This window comes from Nocardia wallacei, assembly GCF_029869545.1.
GTDB lineage: Bacteria > Actinomycetota > Actinomycetes > Mycobacteriales > Mycobacteriaceae > Nocardia > Nocardia wallacei_A.
The window spans coordinates 32,707-50,678 of the sequence record NZ_JARWQD010000344.1 but is presented as its reverse complement, the minus strand read 5'-3'; the positions used below and the strand labels follow the sequence as shown (position 1 = coordinate 50,678).

18 protein-coding genes are annotated in these 17,972 nt (G+C 69.8%); 10 read left to right on the top strand and 8 right to left on the bottom strand.

The features are described 5' to 3' along the window. Positions 1–178 precede the first annotated feature (178 nt). Entirely contained in the window at positions 179–1,990 is a 1,812-nt protein-coding gene (locus QH290_RS31550) for a methylmalonyl-CoA mutase family protein (protein WP_280386859.1), read from the top strand. Between the two features lie 81 nt (positions 1,991–2,071). Next, positions 2,072–3,157, top strand: coding sequence for an amidohydrolase family protein (locus QH290_RS31545; protein WP_280265863.1), 1,086 nt, complete (start codon positions 2,072–2,074; stop codon positions 3,155–3,157). A 1-nt stretch (position 3,158) separates the two neighbouring features. Here the strand turns inward: QH290_RS31545 and QH290_RS31540 are convergent, their stop codons facing one another. Continuing rightward, on the bottom strand, positions 3,159–3,554 hold the full coding sequence (locus tag QH290_RS31540) for a hypothetical protein (RefSeq protein WP_280265862.1): 396 nt from the start codon (positions 3,552–3,554) through the stop codon (positions 3,159–3,161). A 118-nt stretch (positions 3,555–3,672) separates the two neighbouring features. Between QH290_RS31540 and QH290_RS31535 the strand changes: the two genes are divergently transcribed. Then, a complete protein-coding gene (locus QH290_RS31535; RefSeq protein ID WP_280386857.1) occupies positions 3,673–4,476 on the top strand; it encodes an MmyB family transcriptional regulator in 804 nt (267 codons plus the stop codon). Positions 4,477–4,481: 5 nt separating this feature from the next. On the opposite strand, the gene QH290_RS31530 is transcribed toward QH290_RS31535, so the two are convergent. Continuing rightward, positions 4,482–5,159: a TetR/AcrR family transcriptional regulator gene (locus QH290_RS31530; protein ID WP_280265860.1), complete on the bottom strand. Its 678-nt coding sequence runs from the start codon at positions 5,157–5,159 to the stop codon at positions 4,482–4,484. A gap of 114 nt (positions 5,160–5,273) precedes the next feature. On the opposite strand from QH290_RS31530, the gene QH290_RS31525 reads away from it, so the two are divergent. The 4 genes from QH290_RS31525 to QH290_RS31510 are packed head-to-tail and all read left to right on the top strand — an operon-like array spanning position 5,274 to position 9,070. After that, positions 5,274–6,110: an SDR family NAD(P)-dependent oxidoreductase gene (locus tag QH290_RS31525; protein ID WP_280386856.1), complete on the top strand. Its 837-nt coding sequence runs from the start codon at positions 5,274–5,276 to the stop codon at positions 6,108–6,110. A gap of 22 nt (positions 6,111–6,132) precedes the next feature. Then, positions 6,133–7,056 (top strand): ferritin-like domain-containing protein, encoded by a 924-nt coding sequence (locus tag QH290_RS31520; protein ID WP_280386855.1) that lies wholly within the window; start codon positions 6,133–6,135, stop codon positions 7,054–7,056. Further along, positions 7,053–7,556, top strand: coding sequence for an NAD(P)/FAD-dependent oxidoreductase (locus tag QH290_RS31515; protein WP_280265857.1), 504 nt, complete (start codon positions 7,053–7,055; stop codon positions 7,554–7,556). The genes QH290_RS31520 and QH290_RS31515 overlap by 4 nt, the downstream gene beginning before the upstream one ends. After that, positions 7,553–9,070 carry a flavin-containing monooxygenase gene (locus tag QH290_RS31510; protein WP_280386854.1) on the top strand — a complete coding sequence of 506 codons (1,518 nt, stop codon included), beginning with the start codon at positions 7,553–7,555 and terminating at the stop codon, positions 9,068–9,070. Before QH290_RS31515 ends, QH290_RS31510 begins: the two co-directional genes overlap by 4 nt. On the opposite strand, the gene QH290_RS31505 is transcribed toward QH290_RS31510, so the two are convergent. Further along, positions 9,019–9,810, bottom strand: a complete 792-nt coding sequence (locus tag QH290_RS31505) for a helical backbone metal receptor (RefSeq protein ID WP_280386853.1) — start codon at positions 9,808–9,810, stop codon at positions 9,019–9,021. The genes QH290_RS31510 and QH290_RS31505 overlap by 52 nt on opposite strands. Beyond that, on the bottom strand, positions 9,807–10,334 hold the full coding sequence (locus QH290_RS31500; RefSeq protein WP_280386852.1) for a TetR/AcrR family transcriptional regulator: 528 nt from the start codon (positions 10,332–10,334) through the stop codon (positions 9,807–9,809). The genes QH290_RS31505 and QH290_RS31500 overlap by 4 nt, the downstream gene beginning before the upstream one ends. Before the next feature lie 72 nt (positions 10,335–10,406). On the opposite strand from QH290_RS31500, the gene QH290_RS31495 reads away from it, so the two are divergent. After that, positions 10,407–10,898 (top strand): LIC_13387 family protein, encoded by a 492-nt coding sequence (locus QH290_RS31495; RefSeq protein ID WP_280386851.1) that lies wholly within the window; start codon positions 10,407–10,409, stop codon positions 10,896–10,898. Here QH290_RS31495 and QH290_RS31490 read toward each other — a convergent pair. Both QH290_RS31490 and QH290_RS31485 read right to left on the bottom strand, forming a co-directional pair. After that, entirely contained in the window at positions 10,877–11,644 is a 768-nt protein-coding gene (locus QH290_RS31490) for an SWIM zinc finger family protein (protein WP_280265852.1), read from the bottom strand. The genes QH290_RS31495 and QH290_RS31490 overlap by 22 nt on opposite strands. Further along, positions 11,641–14,460, bottom strand: a complete 2,820-nt coding sequence (locus QH290_RS31485; RefSeq protein ID WP_280386849.1) for an SNF2-related protein — start codon at positions 14,458–14,460, stop codon at positions 11,641–11,643. The genes QH290_RS31490 and QH290_RS31485 overlap by 4 nt, the downstream gene beginning before the upstream one ends. A gap of 254 nt (positions 14,461–14,714) precedes the next feature. Here QH290_RS31485 and QH290_RS31480 point away from each other — a divergent pair, with 254 nt between their 5' ends. Both QH290_RS31480 and QH290_RS31475 read left to right on the top strand, forming a co-directional pair. Next, the gene (locus QH290_RS31480; RefSeq protein ID WP_280265850.1) at positions 14,715–15,077 is read left to right on the top strand and encodes a hypothetical protein; all 363 of its coding nucleotides are present in this window, start codon (positions 14,715–14,717) and stop codon (positions 15,075–15,077) included. A gap of 99 nt (positions 15,078–15,176) precedes the next feature. After that, complete coding sequence (locus QH290_RS31475; RefSeq protein ID WP_280265849.1) at positions 15,177–15,878, top strand: HNH endonuclease family protein; 702 nt, start codon at positions 15,177–15,179, stop codon at positions 15,876–15,878. A gap of 14 nt (positions 15,879–15,892) precedes the next feature. On the opposite strand, the gene QH290_RS31470 is transcribed toward QH290_RS31475, so the two are convergent. Further along, complete coding sequence (locus QH290_RS31470) at positions 15,893–16,705, bottom strand: sulfurtransferase (RefSeq protein ID WP_425301696.1); 813 nt, start codon at positions 16,703–16,705, stop codon at positions 15,893–15,895. A gap of 56 nt (positions 16,706–16,761) precedes the next feature. Next, positions 16,762–17,958 carry a benzoate/H(+) symporter BenE family transporter gene (locus QH290_RS31465; protein WP_280386871.1) on the bottom strand — a complete coding sequence of 399 codons (1,197 nt, stop codon included), beginning with the start codon at positions 17,956–17,958 and terminating at the stop codon, positions 16,762–16,764. Positions 17,959–17,972 lie beyond the last annotated feature (14 nt).

Genomic DNA, 17,972 nt, shown 5'->3' with positions numbered 1-17,972 from the left:
CGTGCGGGGGCGCGGTCTGGTCGCGCCCCCCCTCCCCCCCCCCCCCTTCGGGGGCGTTTCCGGTCCCCCCCCCCCCCCCCCCCCCCCCCCCCCCGGAAATAGGGAGGGTGCGCACGCCGGAAATGCGGGAGGACCGCTCGCTGAGGAGACCGGGAATGCCAGAGGGGCGCATGGGGAGGTGACGGCCGCTGTCGGCGAGCTGCTGGAGCGGGCTCGGGCCGAGCTGTCCACCGAAAGCGCTGCGCTGCTTGAGGAGTGGCCGGGAGTGGCCGAGTCGTATCGCGGTGAAGAGCAGGTCGTGAAGGTGCGCGATCGCGAGATCCACACCACCCTGCGCCGGAACTCGCTGTCGGGCAGTTCGATCCCCCGCGTCGCACTCCCCCGCTTCACCGATCACGGCGAGCTGCTGCGGTTCCTGCGCTCGGAGCATCTGCCCGGCCGATTCCCTTTCACCGCAGGCGTATTCGCGTTCAAGCGGGACAACGAGGATCCCGCGAGGATGTTCGCCGGGGAGGGGGACCCCTTCCGCACCAATCGCCGGTTCAAGGTGCTCTCGGAGCACGCGGACGCGAAACGGCTGTCCACCGCGTTCGATTCGGTGACCCTGTACGGTCACGATCCGGCCGAGCGCCCCGACATCTACGGCAAGGTCGGCACCTCGGGCGTCTCCATCGCCACGCTCGACGATATGAAGGCGCTCTACGACGGTTTCGACCTCGCCGCGCCCACCACCTCGGTCTCGATGACGATCAACGGCCCGGCACCGACGATCCTCGCATTCTTCCTCAATGCCGCGATCGACCAAGCGCTGCAACGATTCTGCGAGACCGAAGGGCGCAAGCCGAACGACGCGGAGGCCGCCGAGATCCGCGGAAAGACGCTGTCCACCGTCCGCGGCACCGTGCAGGCCGACATCCTCAAGGAGGACCAGGGCCAGAACACCTGCATCTTCTCCACCGAGTTCAGCCTGCGGATGATGTCGGACATCCAGGAGTGGTTCGTGCGCAACGGCGTTCGCAACTTCTACTCCGTCTCGATCTCCGGCTATCACATCGCCGAGGCCGGAGCGAACCCGATCAGCCAGCTGGCGTTCACGCTCGCCAACGGCTTCACCTACGTGGAGGCATATCTGGCGCGCGGCATGCACATCGACGAATTCGCGCCCAACCTGTCGTTCTTCTTCTCCAACGGCATGGATCCGGAGTACTCGGTGATCGGACGGGTGGCCCGCCGCATCTGGGCGATCACCATGCGCGACAAGTACGGGGCGAGCGAGCGGTCGCAGAAACTGAAGTACCACATCCAGACCTCCGGGCGGTCGCTGCACGCACAGGAGATGAGCTTCAACGACATTCGCACCACGCTGCAGGCGCTGATCGCGCTGTACGACAACTGCAACAGCCTGCACACCAACGCCTACGACGAGGCGGTCACCACGCCCACCGAGGATTCGGTGCGCCGCGCCCTCGCCATCCAGTTGATCATCAACAAGGAATGGGGGCTGGCGATGAACGAGAACCCGCTGCAGGGCAGCTTCATCATCGACGAGCTCACAGACCTGGTGGAGGAGGCGGTGCTGAGCGAGTTCGAGCGGATCAGCGAGCGCGGCGGCGTGCTCGGCGCCATGGAGACCGGCTATCAGCGCGGCCGCATCCAGGACGAGTCGATGCTGTACGAGCAGCGCAAACACGACGGCAGCCTGCCGCTGATCGGCGTCAACACCTTCCGCAATCCGCACGAGGAGCAGCACCGGGTGCTGGAGCTGGCCCGCGGCACCGAACAGGAGAAGCGGTCACAGCTCGAGCGCACCCGCGGCTTCCAGGAGCGCCACCGCGACGCGGCCCACGCCGCCCTCGCACGCCTGGAGGCGGCCGCCCGCGGCGACGACAACGTCTTCGAGGTGCTGATGGACGCCGCCCGCGTCTGCACGCTGCAGCAGATCACCGATGCCTTCTTCACCGTCGGCGGCCAGTACCGCCGCAACGTGTGAAATCCGGATCTCCCGCGATCCGGGTGCGGCCCGTGTGACAATCGCCTGGTCGCACGGTTAGCCGAGGCGAAAGGGACGGTCATGGACCTCGCGGGGATCAGCGTCGTGGATGCGCACGTCCATCAGTGGGATCCGCTGACGACGCCGCGGGATTTCAGCCTGCTCGCCAAGCTGTTCCGTTACCTCCCGGTGCCGATCGACCTGGCGGCACGGCTGGCGCCGCAGCGCGATCGGGAATTCGTCGCCGACCCCGATATCTACGTGCGGCCGTACCTGCCCGCCGATTACCGATCCGACCTCGGCGAGGTTCCGGTCGAGGCGCTGGTGCACGTGGAGGTCGAATGGGCGGGCCGGGCGCCGAAGGCCAAGGCCGACGAGACGCGGTGGGTGGCGAGCCTGCCGTTCGGTGTCGATACGCCCGCGCTGGGGGCGATCGTCGGCAGCGGTGATCCCGCGGCACCCGGGTTCGCCGAACTCGTCGACGCGCACCAATCGGCGTCGCCGCTGTTCCGGGGCATTCGGACCATGGTGGCGCACCACCCGGACCCGAGCGTGCGCTCGTTCTGCCCCACCCCCGACGCACTGACCACCAAGGCGTTCCTGGACGGCTTCGCGGTGCTCGCCGAGCGCGGGCTGTCGTTCGAGGCGTGGGTGTATTCGCAGCAGTTGCCGCAGGTCACCGCGCTGGCGCAGCGGTATCCGGAGGTCACCATCGTGCTGAATCATCTCGGCACGCCCGCCGGGATCTTCGGCCCGGTCGGCAAGCACACCGGCACCCAGCCGGGCCGGCGCCGCGAACTGTTCATCCAGTGGCGCGACGATATCGCCACGCTCGCAACGCATCCCAATGTCGTCGCGAAACTCACCGGGCTGGCCATGCCGATCCTCGGGCATCCGGTTCCGTTGCGCGGCAACCCGACTCCGGTGCCGACGCTGCTCGACCGCACCGGCCCGCTGCTGCGGCACGCCTTCGACGTGTTCGGGGCACAGCGGTTGATCTGGGGCTCGAATTTCCCTGTGGACAAGCCGATTACGAGCATCTCCAACTCCGCGCGGGCGATCGTCGACGTGCTCGGCGACCGCGGCGGCGGTGCCGCGGAACTCCAGCAGGTCTTCCGCGACAATGCCCAGCGGGTATACGGGATCGACGCCGAGTTGCTGGCCTGACTCAGGACCGCCGCAGCCCGAAGAACTCCAGCTCCGCGAAGGCAGTGACGACCGCCGCACCGACGAGCAGGAACGCGACGCCCCACCCGGTCAGCGGGATCACATCGACGAAGGCGAGCACCACCATGGCCACGGCCGACGCCGCATTCGCGATCGCCACCGTCGCCGCGAGCCGCCGCGGGATCTCCGCGTACCCCGCGATCAGCAGCAACGCCGCCGCGCCACCGAGCATCGCCACCCCGAACGGGACGGACCAGGCGGTGGGCAGGCCCAGCGGATCGCGCAGCACCGGCGCCGCGGCGAGCATGACGACACCGAACAGGCCGGTGCTCCAGCCGTCGATGCGCAGCACGGTGCGCAGGTCGATGCGGGCGAGGGATGCGGTAGCTGTGGTCATGGTTCTCTCCTTCGGGCCGGGCGACCTCCTCGGTCACGGTGTCGAGGTTGCCGGGCGCGGTGGTGATCCTCAATAACCTCCGAGGTCATGGCACGGGTGGCCCGGTTATGCTGCGCGAATGACCACGACCGCCGCGCCCGCCCAGGTGGGTGCCCTGCTGCGGCAGTGGCGGCAGCGGCGCCGGTTGAGCCAGCTGGATCTGGCGCTGGCCGCCGATACCTCGGCCCGGCACGTGTCCTACGTCGAGACGGGACGCTCCCGGCCCAGCCGCGAGATGGTGCTGCGCCTGTCCGAAACGCTGGATGTGCCACTGCGCGAACGCAATACGCTGCTCCTCGCCGCCGGTTACGCGCCGGAGTATCGCGAGAGCAGCCTCGGCGACGCGCGGCTGGAGTCGGTGCGCCGGGCCCTGGACACCATGCTCGCCGCGCACGAACCCTATCCGGCGGTGGTCGTGGACCGATACTGGAACCTGGTCACCGGAAATCGCGCCATGGGCGTGCTGATGAACGGCATCCCGGACCACCTGCGGGATCCGGAGGCGAACGTCTACCGCCTGGTATTGCATCCCGAGGGATTGCTGTCCCATCTCGCCAACCCGCAGCAGGTGCGAAACCTGTTCCTGGAGCGCCTGGTTCGCCAGGTCAACGCGAACGGCGACCCGCGGTTACAACATCTCTACGACGAGGTGAGCGCCTACCCGGCCCGCTCCGGCGACACGGAATCCGAAGTCCCCCAGTCGAGCCCGTTCCAGGTCCCCCTCCGCATCCGCACCCCGATGGGCGAACTGTCCATGTTCAGCACCATGGCCACCTTCGGCGCCCCCGCCGACGTCACCCTCTCCGAACTGGCCATCGAATTGTTCTATCCCCTGGACGAATTCACCACCGCGGCACTGCGCGCGATGGCCGACCGCGGGTAGGCGCTTCAGCCCTCGATCACCTCGGCGGGGAGGTACTGGGCGGAGAGGAGGGCGGCGTGGGAGCTGGTGTGGTCGATGATGCGGCCTGCGTCCACGTCGAGGGCGCCCGCGCGCCAGGCCGCGAGCAACTCGACGAAGCCGCCGATGCCCATGAGGGTGCTCATGCGGAACGAGGTTTCGTCCACGCCGGGCCGCAGGTAGGGGCGGGCCGCGGCGATGAGCAGGTCGGTGGCGTCGGTCAGCATCTTGGAGCGGCGCTCCTCCAGCACCGCGCTCCCGGCATGCTCGGCGAGCAGGATGCGCGCGTGCCCGCCCGACTGCAGCTCCACGGCCCGCGAAATCGCCTCGCGCAGGATGTCCAGCGGTGCGCGCTCGAGGTTTTCGGCCACCACGGCCGACAGCTCGCCGAACACCTCCAGGCAGACCTCGTCCCACGCCACCCCCAGCAACTCGTCCCGATCGGCGAAATGCTCATAGAAGTAGCGGTCGTTGAGCGAGGCTCGGCTGCAGACGCCGCGCATGGTGACCGCGGCCCAGCCGTGGTCCACCCAGATCTCGAGCGCCGCCTCGATCAGCCGGGCGCGGCGCTCGGCGCGGCGCTGTTCGGGCGTTCGCCCTCCCCACGTGCGGGTCGCCGCCCGGTCCGACGCGGCAGCCCGATTCGATTCCGATGGTGCGCGCATAGTTGACATTCTGCCCCTTCGGGCGCCTAATTGGTGGCAGGCGCGGCCAATGGTGGCATGCGACACCAATTGCCTTCCGGGGCCGGGCCTGCCGAGACGGCTACGGGAGTTCTCATGAGGCTGAATCCCTTCGGCGGCACTCGCCGCACCCAGCAGGCGGACGCGGTGGTCACCGGCGCCGGCAGCGGCATCGGGCGCGCCTTCGCGGTGGAGCTGAGCCGCCGCGGCGGGCGCGTGGTCTGCGCCGACATCGACGCCGACCGCGCACGCGAGACCGTCGAGATCATCGGCAGCGCAGGCGGAAAGGCGTTCGACGTCGTGTGCGATGTGGGCCGGGCCGACCAGGTCGTCGCCCTCGCCGACGCCGCCGAGCAGTGGTTCGGCAAACCGGCCGATATCGTGATCAACAATGCCGGAATCGGCCGCGGCGGAGCGCTTGTCGGGCAGGTACCGCTGTCGGAATGGCATCAGGTCCTCGACGTCAACCTGTGGGGCGTCATCCACGGCTGCCACACCTTCGCCCCGCGCCTGCGCGCGGCCGGCCACGGCGCCATCGTGAACACCGCCTCGGCCGCCGCCTTCGGCTCCGCGCCTCGCATGGCCGCCTACAACGTGAGCAAGGCCGGGGTGCTGGCGCTGTCGGAGACGCTCGCCGCGGAGCTGGCGGGCAGCGGCGTCACCGTGACCGCCCTGTGCCCGACCGCGGTGAGAACCAATATCCTGCAGGACGTTTCGTTCGAGGACCCGACCGTCGCGCAGCTGGGCGACGCCATGCTGCGCTGGACCGGCCGCTCCCCCGGCTCGATCGCCCGCACCACCCTCGACGCGGTCGACCGCGGCCAGCTGTATGTGGTCCCGCAGGTCGAGGCCAAGCTCATCTGGCAGTCCAAGCGGTTGCTGCCGGTCCCCTACACGCGCGCCGCCGGGCTGCTGGAACGGCTGATGCGCTAGCTCATTTCGAGGAGGTCGAACAATGGCGTTCGCATATCCGGACATGCTGGAGACGATCAAGGACCGGCAGTGGGCACTGGCCGATATCGACTGGGACGCACCGGGAGCCGACCTGATCACCGCGGAGCAGCGGCCGCGGCTGGCCGCTTTCATGGCGGACCTGGTGTGGATCGAGCACGTCGGCGCGCGCGGCTTCGCGGCGCTGACCCGCAAGGCGCCGGACGGGGCGCTGAAGGAGATCTACCGCTACTTCCACGCCGAGGAGCAGAAGCACGCCAATGCGGAACTGGCGCTGATGCGCCGCTGGGGCATGCTCGACGGCGACCGGATGCCGGTGCCCAACCCCAATATTCGCCTCGTCATCGAGTGGCTGGAGCGCTATTCCGACGATCTGTCCCTGCCGGTGCTGGGCACGGTGATCCCCTCGCTGGAGACCGCGCTGGACGGCGCCCTGGTCAAGTTCCTGCTCGACGAGGTCCGAGATCCGCTGTGCCACGAGGTTTTCCGGCATATCAACAGCGACGAGTCCCGGCATCTGGCGGTCGGCTTCCAGGTGCTCGAACAGCTCGGCGCGGGCCCGATGCGGCGGCTGCTGATCGAGACCGCGGGCTTCGCCGCGCGCCCGTCGTTCGTGCTGGGTGCGCTGCTGTACGCGCCGCTGCTGTCGCGGATGGCGGCCAATATCGTGGCGCTCGGGCTGGACGAGCAGAAGCTGTGGAATGCCGTGCGGCGCTATGAGACCGTGGGCGAGCGCAGTCCGAACATCCGGCGGGTGCCGCTCTATCACGTGGTCCGCTATCACGCGATGGCGACGATCAACCGGATCCAGCCGATACAGCTGGCCGTCGATGCCCTCAATGCCGGAATCGACCGCTTCCCCGTGCGGGTGCTGGGGCGGCCGCCGTCCTGGTCGAAGGAGCTCACCTACGAACCGGTGGCGAAATGACCGGTCCGGCACGGGCATTCGATCAGCGGGGCGGCGACGAGTACACCGGGCAGCGAATCCACTGTGCGCGCTGGGATTACCGCGTCGGCCTGCACGGTCGCCGGGTGGCCGTGCTCGGCGACGGCGCGGCGGTGGCGCGGGTGCTCCCGGCGGTGGCCGCCGAGGCCCGGAAGGTGACCGTATTCCAGCGAGATCCGGTGTGGGTGCTGCCGCGGCCGCCGCTCGCGGAGGTGACGCGGCTGCTGCCCGCGCGCGTCGCCCGCTGGGCCGCCCGGGCGAATCTGCGCCTGCAGGTGCGCGATTCGTGGGTGCGCCGCCAGCTGACACCCGACGCACCCGCGCGGGTTCGGCTGCACAATCACTATTACCAGGCCCTGCAGCGACCCAACTGCAAGCTGGTGACCTGGCCGATCGCGCGCCTGGCGCCGCTGGGGATCCGTACCGTGGACGGCATCGAGCATCGGGTCGACTGCATCATCTTCGCGCAGGAGGAGCCATGAGCGATACGCAGCACGAGGTGATCATCGTCGGCGCCGGGTTCTCCGGCATCGGCGCGGCGATCAAGCTGCGGGAGAACGGCTTCGACGATTTCCTGATCGTCGACGATGCCGACGGCGTCGGCGGCACCTGGCACTGGAACACCTATCCCGGTATCGCGGTGGACATTCCGTCGTTCAGCTACCAGTACTCGTTCGAGCAGAGCGCGGACTGGTCGCGGATCTACGCCCCGGGCGGGGAGCTGAAGGCCTACGCCGAACGCTGCGCCGACAAGTACGGGCTGCGGCCGCGAATCCGATTCCGCACCACCATCTCCGATGCGGAGTTCGACGCCGGGCACAGCAGGTGGCGGCTGCGCACCGCCGACGGCGACGAACTCACGGCGCGATACGTCATCGCGGCCACGGGCGTCCTCACCCGCCCGAAACTGCCCGAGATCCCCGGTGTCGAATCGTTCGCCGGTCTCACCATGCACACCTCGCGCTGGGATCACTCCCAGGACCTACGCGGCAAGCGGGTGGCGATCATCGGCACGGGAGCCTCGGCGGTGCAGGTGATTCCGACGATCGCGCCGGACGTCGAACAGCTGGTGGTGTTCCAGCGCACGCCCATCTGGTGCCTGCCGCGACCGGATACGACGCTGCCTGGTCCGGTGCGGTGGGCGATGCGCCACCTGCCCGGCGGACAGGCGCTGTCCCGCCTGGCCAGCCAGGCGTTCGTGGAGCTGACGTTCCCGCTGTCGGCGCACTATTACACGACGCTGCCGCTGGCCAAGTTCGGCGAACGCACCGGGCTGGCGCATCTGCGCAAGCAGGTGCACGATCCTGTGGTCCGCGACAAGCTCACGCCCCGGTATGCGCTGGGCTGCAAGCGTCCCGGGTTCTCCAACGACTATCTCGCGACGTTCAACCGCGACAACGTCGTGCTCGAGACCGACCCCATCGCCGAGATCACTCCCACCGGGGTGCGCACCCGCACCGGCACCGAACACCCGGCGGACGTGCTGATCCTGGCCACCGGGTTCAAGGTGATGGAGTCGGGCAATATGCCGACGTTCGGGCTGCGCGGCGTCGACGGACTGGACCTGGAGAAGTGGTGGGACGAGAACCGCCTGCAGGCCTACGAGGGCGTGAGCGTGCCCGGCTTCCCGAACTTCTTCTCCATCATCGGGCCCTACGGCTACAACGGGGCGTCGTACTTCACGCTGATCGAGATGCAGACCCGGCACATCCTGCGGCTGCTGCGCCACGCCCGCCGCACGAAGTCCGCGCGCGTGGAGGTGACGCGCGCCGCCAACGAGCGGTTCTTCCGGGAGATGCTGAATCGCCGTGGCGGGCAGGTGTTCTGGCAGGACAGCTGCACGCTGGCCAACAGCTACTACTTCGATCAGCACGGTGACGTGCCGCTGAAGCCCATGAGCACCGCCGAAGCCGCCTGGCGCGCCGGGCATTTCGATCTCGGGGACTATTCCTTCGAACGGGCGCCGGTTCCGGCAGCGAAGGACCGCGCCAGCTGATCGGCGAGTTCGCCGCGCGCGGTGACCAGCGACGGTCCGTACCAGGTGAGGCTGCGACCGGACACCAGCGCCACCGGAATGCCCGGAAACGCCTCGGGCCCATCGGTTTCGGTGAACTCGTACGGCTCGTCCGGTAGCACCGCCAGCTCCACACCGTGGCGCAGCTCCTGCTCGGAGACCTTCGGATAGCGACCGACGCGGTCCGAGTGCACCAGCCGCAGCCCGAGTCTGCGCGCGAGATCGCCGGTGAAGGTGTCGCGCCCCACCACCATCCACGGGTCGCGCCACACCGGGATCACGGCATTGCGCACGCGGCCCGGCGGGGGCGCGGCCCAGGCGTCCTCGGCCACGCTCAGCCACTGCGGCCTACCGGTCCCGAGTGCGATCCCGAACAGCCGTGCCATCGATTCGAATGCCTCGTCGACCATGCGGATCCTGGTGACCCACACCGCAATTCCCGCCCCGCGCAACCGGTCCACATCGATACGCCGGTTCTCCTCCTGGTTACACACCACCAGATCGGGCGCCAGCTCGGCGATGCGGCGCACATTCGGATTCTTCGTCCCCCGCACCCGCTCCACGTCCAGATCCCGTGGATGCGTACACCATTCGGTAGCCGCGACCAGCGTCTCGGGGCACGTCGCGGCGATCGCCTCGGTCAGCGACGGCACCAGCGAAACCACCCGGCGGACCGGGTATTTCACCGGCACCTCGGCACCGAGATCGTCTCGCGGCGTCATGCCAGCACCCGCCGACACAGCTCCCGCAGCTCCCGCGGAGGCACCGTCGGACGCATACTCGCCGAACCGAGCACGAGCAGGTACAGGATGCGCGCGGTCGCCCGCGCATCGGCGTCGGCGCGGTTGTCCTCGCGCAGCAGCGTCCGCAGAAATTCGAAGCGCGCCTTGTCGACCCGCTCCTTGGCCGCCGCGGCCAGCGGCTCGTTCAGGGCCCAGGCGCTGATCGCGAGTTCGATATTGGCGGGCTCGTCGCTGTCGAGCACCAGTTCCACCAGGCGCTCCAGCCGGGCGCGGGCATCGAGCCCCTCGGCGTCGGCCACCGCCCGGATGTAGTGCGTGGTGTGCTCCGACTCGAAGTATTCGAGCAGCGCCGCCTTGTAGCCCTGCATGCCGTGGAAGTGGTGATAGAAGGACCCGGTGCTCAGGCCGGTGGCCGCCACCAGCCGGTCGATGGTCAGGGCCGTGGGCCCGGCCGTCCCGAGGATCGCCAGGCCCGATTCCAGCCATGAGGTCTTGCCCGCCACAACCTCCAGCCTATAACATAACTTTTGTTATGTCCTGGAGCATCGGTGCTCCCCGCTCTTTCGGAGGCCGAGATGACCACCGCGACCCCCTCCGCGTCGATCACCATGCCGCGCTGGCCGATCCTCGCTCATACCCTCGGCGCCGCGCTGATCGGCGTCATCGGCCTGGCACACCTGCTGGTCATTCACGTTTTCGGCGGCGAGGACGGCCCGGGCGAGCAACTCGTCAACGAGCTGTCGGTGAACACCGCCACGCCGATGTTCGAGAACGGTCGGCAAGTCACGGTGTTCGACCTCAACACCGGCTACAGCGTCGGGATGGGCATGCTGGGCGCGATGTTCGCGATCCTCGTGCTCCTCGCCGCGCGCGGTGCCCCGCACCTGATCGCGCGCTGGTCGCCGTTCAACTGGGCCTGCACCGCGACGGCCGCGTTCACCTGCTGGATCGCCATCCTCTACTTCCCCGAGCCCGTGATCGCCTTCTCGGCCCTCGGCACCGTATGTTTCGCGGCGGTGCTGATCGGTGGCAGGCCCTCGGCGGACTATCCGTCGAGCGCGCGGTAGAGGGCCCGCAGTTCGCGCAGACCGGCCTCGGCCAACGGCTCGTCCTCGGAGGTCATGCGCAGCGCCCGGCGCAGCGGCAGCGGGTCCAGATCGTCGACGGCGGGCCGGAATTCGGGTTCGGGCAGCGTCGGCAGCGCGATATTCGCGCCGTAGAGGTCATCGGAAACCGTTGTGCCGCTGTCGTTCTGCACACCGCTGATGAGCGCGTCCAGGTCGAGGCCGCGCAGGGTGAGCATGATCGACGGCTCCGAGTCGAGGCGGTCGGCGACGATGTAGCAGACCGCGGCCACATGTTTGCACGGCCAGCCGGAATCCGGGCAGGTGCAGCCGAAGTCGAGTTCCGAGGCGGTGGTGGGCAGCAGCAAGGGGCCGAGGTCCTGGGACAGCGCGCCCGAGGCGAGTTGGGCGAGCATGCCCGGGGTGTCGCGGACCAGATCGATCAGCTCGTCGAGCCGCTCGTCGCGCAGCGTGCGCAGCGTCAGCACCGAGGTGAACGGGCGCGGCTGACTGCCCTGCACCTCGGCCGTCACCGAACCGGATTCGATCGCATAGGTGACGACCTGGCCCGACCGTGCGTAGGAGCGGCCGCGGGCCAGCCGACCGGCATCGGCGACCTGCTCCACCGCCTCGATGAACGACCGGCCCCACCACGTCCGCGCGAACGATCCGCGGCGACTGCGCGGCTCGACGCCGCCGCGGACCGGAATCCGCTTGCCGTACTTGCTGTAATCGTCGGCCGGGCTCATTCGCCCACCGCCTCGGATCCGAGGGCGAACATCCGCTGGATCTCGTCGTCGCTCAGCTCGGTGATCCAGTTCTCGCCGGTGCCTACGGTCAGATTCGCCAATTCCTGTTTGCCGCTGATCATGTCGTCGATGCGCTCCTCGATGGTGTCGACGCACACCAGCTTGCGGACCTGCACGTCGCGGCGCTGGCCGATCCGGAAGGCGCGGTCGGTGGCCTGGTTCTCCACCGCCGGATTCCACCAGCGATCCAGGTGCACAACGTGATTGGCGGCGGTGAGATTCAGGCCGGTGCCACCGGCCTTGAGCGACAACAGCATCAGCGGCGGCCCGTCGTCGGACTGGAACCCGGTGACCATGGCGTCGCGCCGCTTCTTCGGGACACCGCCGTGCAGGAATGGGACGGCGGTGCCGAACCGCTCGGTCAGATACGGCTCGATCAGCTCCCCGAACTCGCGGAACTGGGTGAACAGCAACGCCTTCTCGCCGTCGGCCAGCACCGATTCGAGCACATCCTCGACCAGCGCCAGCTTGCCGGAACGGTGCTGACCGCGCCGCAGCAGCGCGGAGCCGTCGCTCAGATAGTGCGCGGGATGGTTGCACACCTGCTTCAGCCGGGTCAGCGCCCCGAGCACGACACCCTTGCGCTGAATATCCTTGGACTGCTTCAGGTTCGCCACCATATCGTCGACCACGGCCTGATACAGCGCCGCCTGTTCCACGGTCAGGTTGGAGCGGACCGTCATCTCGATCTTCTCGGGCAGATCCGAGATCACCGCCGGATCGGTCTTGACCCGGCGCAGCACGAACGGCGCGGTGACGGCGCGCAGCCGGGTGATCGCGTTCTCGTCGTGCTCGCGCTCGATCGGCACCGCGAAGCGGGAGTGGAACTCCGAGGCCTTGCCCAGCAGGTTCGGTGCCGCGAAATCCAGGATCGAGCGCAGCTCCTCGAGCCGGTTCTCCACCGGGGTTCCGGTGAGCGCCAGGCGCTGTCGCGCCGCGACGTGTCGTGCCGCGCGGGCCTGCCGGGTATTGGCGTTCTTGATGTGCTGCGCCTCGTCGAGCACGATCCGCTCCCACGGCTGGCGCTTCAGCTCCTCGACATCGCGCGCCAGCAGGGCGTAGGTGGTGATCACGAGATCCGAATCCGCCACGGCCGCATCGAATTCCGCACCGGAGCGGCGACCGGCCCCGTGGTGCACCAGCACACGCAGCTCGGGTGCGAAGCGCTCGGCCTCGCGCTGCCAGTTGCCGACCACCGACATCGGGCAGACCAGCACCGTCGGCTTCGGTGCGGAATCTCTTGCCGCGGTTTCTCTTTCGTGCAGGAGCAGCGCCAGGATCTGAATGGTCTTGCCCAGGCCCATATCGTCGGCCAGGATGCCGCCACAATTGTGCCGGTTCATGGTCGCCAGCCAGGACAGGCCGCGCAGCTGGTAGGGGCGCAGCTCCGCCTTCAGTCCCGTCGGCGGTTCGACCGGTACCGGCTGCCGGGTGGACTCGAGAAGTTCTGCCGCCCAACCGGATACGCTCACCTCCTCGATCGGCACCTGCTTCACCTCGGAGAGGGCGACCTGGCCCAGCACCTCGGTCAGCGAGCCGACCGCGGTCTCCGTGCGGCCCTCGAGGTAGGCCGCGGCGGCCGCCAGCGTCTTGTGGTCGGCCTGCACCCACTGCCCGCGCAGCCGCACCAGATCCGATTCGGCCTGCACCAGTCGCGCCATCTCGGCGGGGGTCAGCACCGTATCGCCGAGCGCCAGCTCCCAGCGGTAGGACACCAGGCCGCTCAGGCCGACCGCGGTCTCGGTGGCGGCCGGACTCTGCACGCGCAGGCGCATACTCGGCGCGACCACCCGCCACGCCCGGGGCAGCAGCACCCGCACGCCCGCCGCACGCAGCGCGTGCACCCCGTGCGCGACCAGATCCTGCACCACCGGCGTGGGCAGCAGGAAGTCGATGCCGCCCGGATCGCGCGGCAGCTCCCGCAACATCGGGTAGGCCTGCACCGCCGCGTTCACCTTCTCGGCGGCCAGCTTCACCTGCGCCGGATCGCCGTGGATCGGAACCGGTTGCGGCGCTTCGCCTTCCGCGCGCAGGCAGACCTCCAGCCGCCAGAGCGCGTCGAATCCGTCGGCGCCCGATTCCGGGTCCTCCCCGGGTTCCAGCAGCCGCAGCACCAGTTCCGGCTCCCCGGCGGTGAGGCTGGTCCGCCACTCCTCCAGCGCCGCCGACACCCGATGCGATCCGGACTCCAGGGGCGTGCCCGCGACCAGGGCCGCCAGCAGCGGATGAGCTTGTCCGTCCGGGTCGAGACGACCGCGCGCGATCGGGTCGGTCAGCTCGGCGAGCATGTCCTCGAGCACCGCCGCGGGCCGCCCCGCGATACGCAACGCGGGCGGTACGGCGGCGGTGAGCTCGGCCAGCCACGCCCGCTGGCGCTGCCCGCCCACCAGCCGCCATCGCACCCACCACTCGCCGTCGTCGCGACGCACCTGCGGCACCAGCCGCCCCGCCCGCACCCACCGATCGATCCCGCGCGCGACGTGCGCGAGGAAGCGCAGATCGGCCGCCACGGCGGCCTCGGGCAATACCTGCAACAGCACCCGCGCGGCGGTCTGCGGCACCAGCGCATGCGCCTCGACCTCCGTCGTCACCGGCCCCTGCGCCCCCGCCACCAGCACCTGAGCCCGATGCCGGAAGCGGGCGCGGGCGACGATCGCCCCCAGCGGGTCGGGCAGCGCCGCGGCGTCGCTCGCACCGGCCTCCGGATGGCGCCACAGCACCAGCCCGGATCCCGGCGTCCACAACCCGTGCAGCATCCGCCTATCCAATCAGCTGCCACCGACACGACGCACGCGCCGGGTTCACACCGGCGGCGGCCGGGGATACCCAACCGACACATTTTGGAACATACTGAAATATCCGCTGGTCACGGCCGACGAACGGAATCGGCCGTGTTTTTTGCAGCAACACAACCAATCGCAGCCGCGTCAAGACCACGGTCCGGTGCACTCGTACCCGCAGGAGCATCGGGCCGGCGCCGTAGCAGAGGCGCATGAGGAGGGCAGTGAAGATGACGATTCTGCTCCAGGCACTCGAGCAGAGTTTCACGCCGACGACGCCGTGGGAGCGGCGCAAATTCACCTTCGTCGACACCGCCAAGATCGTCGGCATGCGCCTGGACGGGCAGTCCGGGGTGTGGCTGGATCTGTCGCGGCCCGGGGAGTCGCAGCGCCTCGCGCGCACGATGGACCCGCGCGATGCGATCACGTTCCTGCTCACGACGTTCGCGAAGATCGCCGAGTGCGAGGAACGCGGCGGCTCGTGGCTGATCGGCCACGACGGGGCGCGAGTGGAATCGATCGCGGCGACCCGGTTCCCGCCGCAGGCCGCCGAGCTGCCCGCCGACGATCTCCTGGCCCGCGCCTGGCTGTAAGCCCCACAATCCGGCGCGACACGAGGCCGTTCGGGAAGACACACCGGACCGTCGTCGGCGTTCGGGGCGATTGTCGGTGCCCGGGTATACACCTGAGACATGCAGCGGGGTGGGCGTGGATGGTGGGGGCTGGTGCTGGCCGTCGCAGTGGTTCTCGCGGGCTGCTCGATCGTGACCGACGGACCGCCCGCACCGGGCAGCCCCACGCGCGCGCAGGTGGAGGCGCTGCTCGCCGCGGTCCGGATTATCGACAAGCGGCCGCACCCGGGCGGATACCAGCGCGGCTGCCGCACCGGCGAGGGCTGCGTCTTCGGCCCGGCGTGGTCCGATGATTACGACGGCCGCGGCGGGCACGACGGCTGCGACACCCGCAACAACGTGCTCACCGGACAGTTGAGTGCCGTGCGCCACCGTCCCGGCACGCACGGGTGCGTCGTGGTCGCGGGCATTCTGCAAGACCCCTACACGGGCCAGCGCATCGAATTCGACAAATCCCGCGCGCGCGAGGTGCAGATCGACCACATCTATCCGCTGGCCGCCGCCTGGGATATGGGTGCCGCGAATTGGCCACTGCCCCAGCGCATTCGCTTCGCCAACGATATCGACTTCAACCTGCTCGCCGTCGACGGCGCGACCAACGAGGACAAGGGCGACAGCACCCCCGGCGACTGGTTACCTCCCGCCCGCGCCTACCGCTGCTTCTACGCAGGCAAATACCTCACGGCCGCAACCCGATACAACCTCCCCCTCACCATCGCCGACCGCGACGCCCTACACCGAGTAGCCCGCACCTGCCCTTGACCACGCGGGGAGGGTCAGCCGGTGGCGGCGGGGCGCTTGGGGTCGTTGGACCATTGGGACCATGAGCCCGGGTAGAGGGTGGCGTCGATTCCGGCGACGGCCAGGGCCGCGATCTGGTGGGCGGCCGTGATGCCCGAGCCGCAGTACACCGCGACCGGGCCGGGGCCGTGGGCGGCGAACCGCGTCCGCAGCTCATCGGGGGATTTGAAAGTGCCGTCGGCCGTGAGGTTCTCGGCGGTCGGCGCGCTCACGGCGCCCGGGATGTGCCCGGCCCGGGGATCGACCGGCTCCGATTCGCCGCGGTAGCGTTCCCCGGCCCGCGCGTCGAGCAGCGGGCCCGGCCAGTTCGCCGCGCCGTCGGCGTCGGTCACCGGCATGTGGTCCGGGCCGAACACGACGTCGCCCGGCGCCGGATCGGGTTCGCTGCCGGTGCTGAGCTCACCACCGGCGCGTTCCCACGCCGGGAGCCCGCCGTCGAGAATGCGCACGTCCGCCACACCGGCCCACCGCAGCAGCCACCACGCCCGCGCCGCGGCCATCCCGCCCGTCGCGTCGTAGACGACGACCGGCTCCCCGGCGCGAAGCCCCCAGCTCCGGGCGCATTTCTGCAGGTGGGCGAGGTCCGGCAGCGGATGCCGCCCGCGCGCCGGGGACGGCGGAGCCGCCAGTTCGGTCTCCAGATCGACGAAGACGGCTCCCGGGATATGGCCGTCCAGATAGTGCTGCGGCCCGTCCGGATCGCCGAGTGCCCACCGCACATCCAGCAGATGCACGCGAGAGCCGCTGTCGGACAGCTCTTTCCGAAGATCCTCGGCCGAAATCAACACCGCGGTCAAGCCAGCTCCTCTGTCAGATCTGCACCCGGTACGCGAACACCCCCACCCTACGACAGGTCTCGCCCCGCCGATCCACCCGGCGATCCTGCGCGCTGTGGCCGCAGCACCCAGCGCACCAGCAGGCCCGCGACCAGGGCCCAGAACGCGGCGCCGATGCCGAGCAGGGCGATGCCCGAGGCCGATACGCCGAACGTGACGGCGGCGGCGAGCCGATGCTCCGCCGGTCCCAGCGCCGCGGTCAGCGCGGCCGCCAGCGTGGCGATCAAGGCCAGTGCCGCAACGGTTTCCAGGACGCCCGGCGGCGCCGCGGCCACCAGGGCCACCAGCGCGCCCGAGGCGAGCGCCAGCACCAGATACGTCCACCCCGCGCTGAACCCGGCGATCCAGCGCCGCCGCGGATCCGGGTGCGCCTCCGGCGCCGCCGCCAGCGCCGCGCTGACCGCCGCGAGATTGATCGCGTGCCCGCCCGCGAACGCCCCCGCGATCGTGCCCAGCCCGGTCGTGCTCATGGCCGCGCGCCACGGCACCCGGTAGCCGAACGAGCTCATCACCGCCGTCCCCGGAATGTTCTGCGCGGCCATCGTGACGATGTACAGCGGCACGGCCACACCGATCAAAGCCTGCCAACTCCAGTGCGGCACAGTCCATTCCACCCGCGGCAGCATGGTCGCGAGATCCAGGCGGCGATGGGTGACGGCGATGTCGACACCGGCGCCGACCGCGGCCGTCGCGAAGGCCGCCAGAATCGCCCAGCGCGGCGCGAAGCGCTGCAGCACCAGCCACACCACCAGCACGGGGAGCACCACGGCGGGGCTGGTGGTCAGCGCGTGCATGGGGGCCAGGCACAGCGGCAGCAGCACCCCGGCCAGCATCGCCTGCGCGATCTCGGCCGGAATGGCCGCGATCAGCCGACCGAGCCGCTGCCAGAAGCCGGTGAGGACGACCAGCACTCCGGTCACCACGAACGCCCCGACCGCCGCGGGCCAGCCACCGGCGATCGCCCCGGTGCTCGCCAGCAGCGCGGCACCCGGGGTCGACCAGGCCAGTGTGATCGGCATCCGGTACCGGCGGCTCAGCAGCACGATCCCCACCGCCTGCGTCACGCACACGGCCAGCAGGCCCGACGCCGCCTGCGCGGGCGTCGCCCCCACACCCCGCAATCCCGCCAGCACCACCGCGAACGAGCTGGTGAACCCCACCAGCGCCGTGACCACCCCGGCACCCACGGCATGCAGCGGGCCCACATCGGATTCGGCGG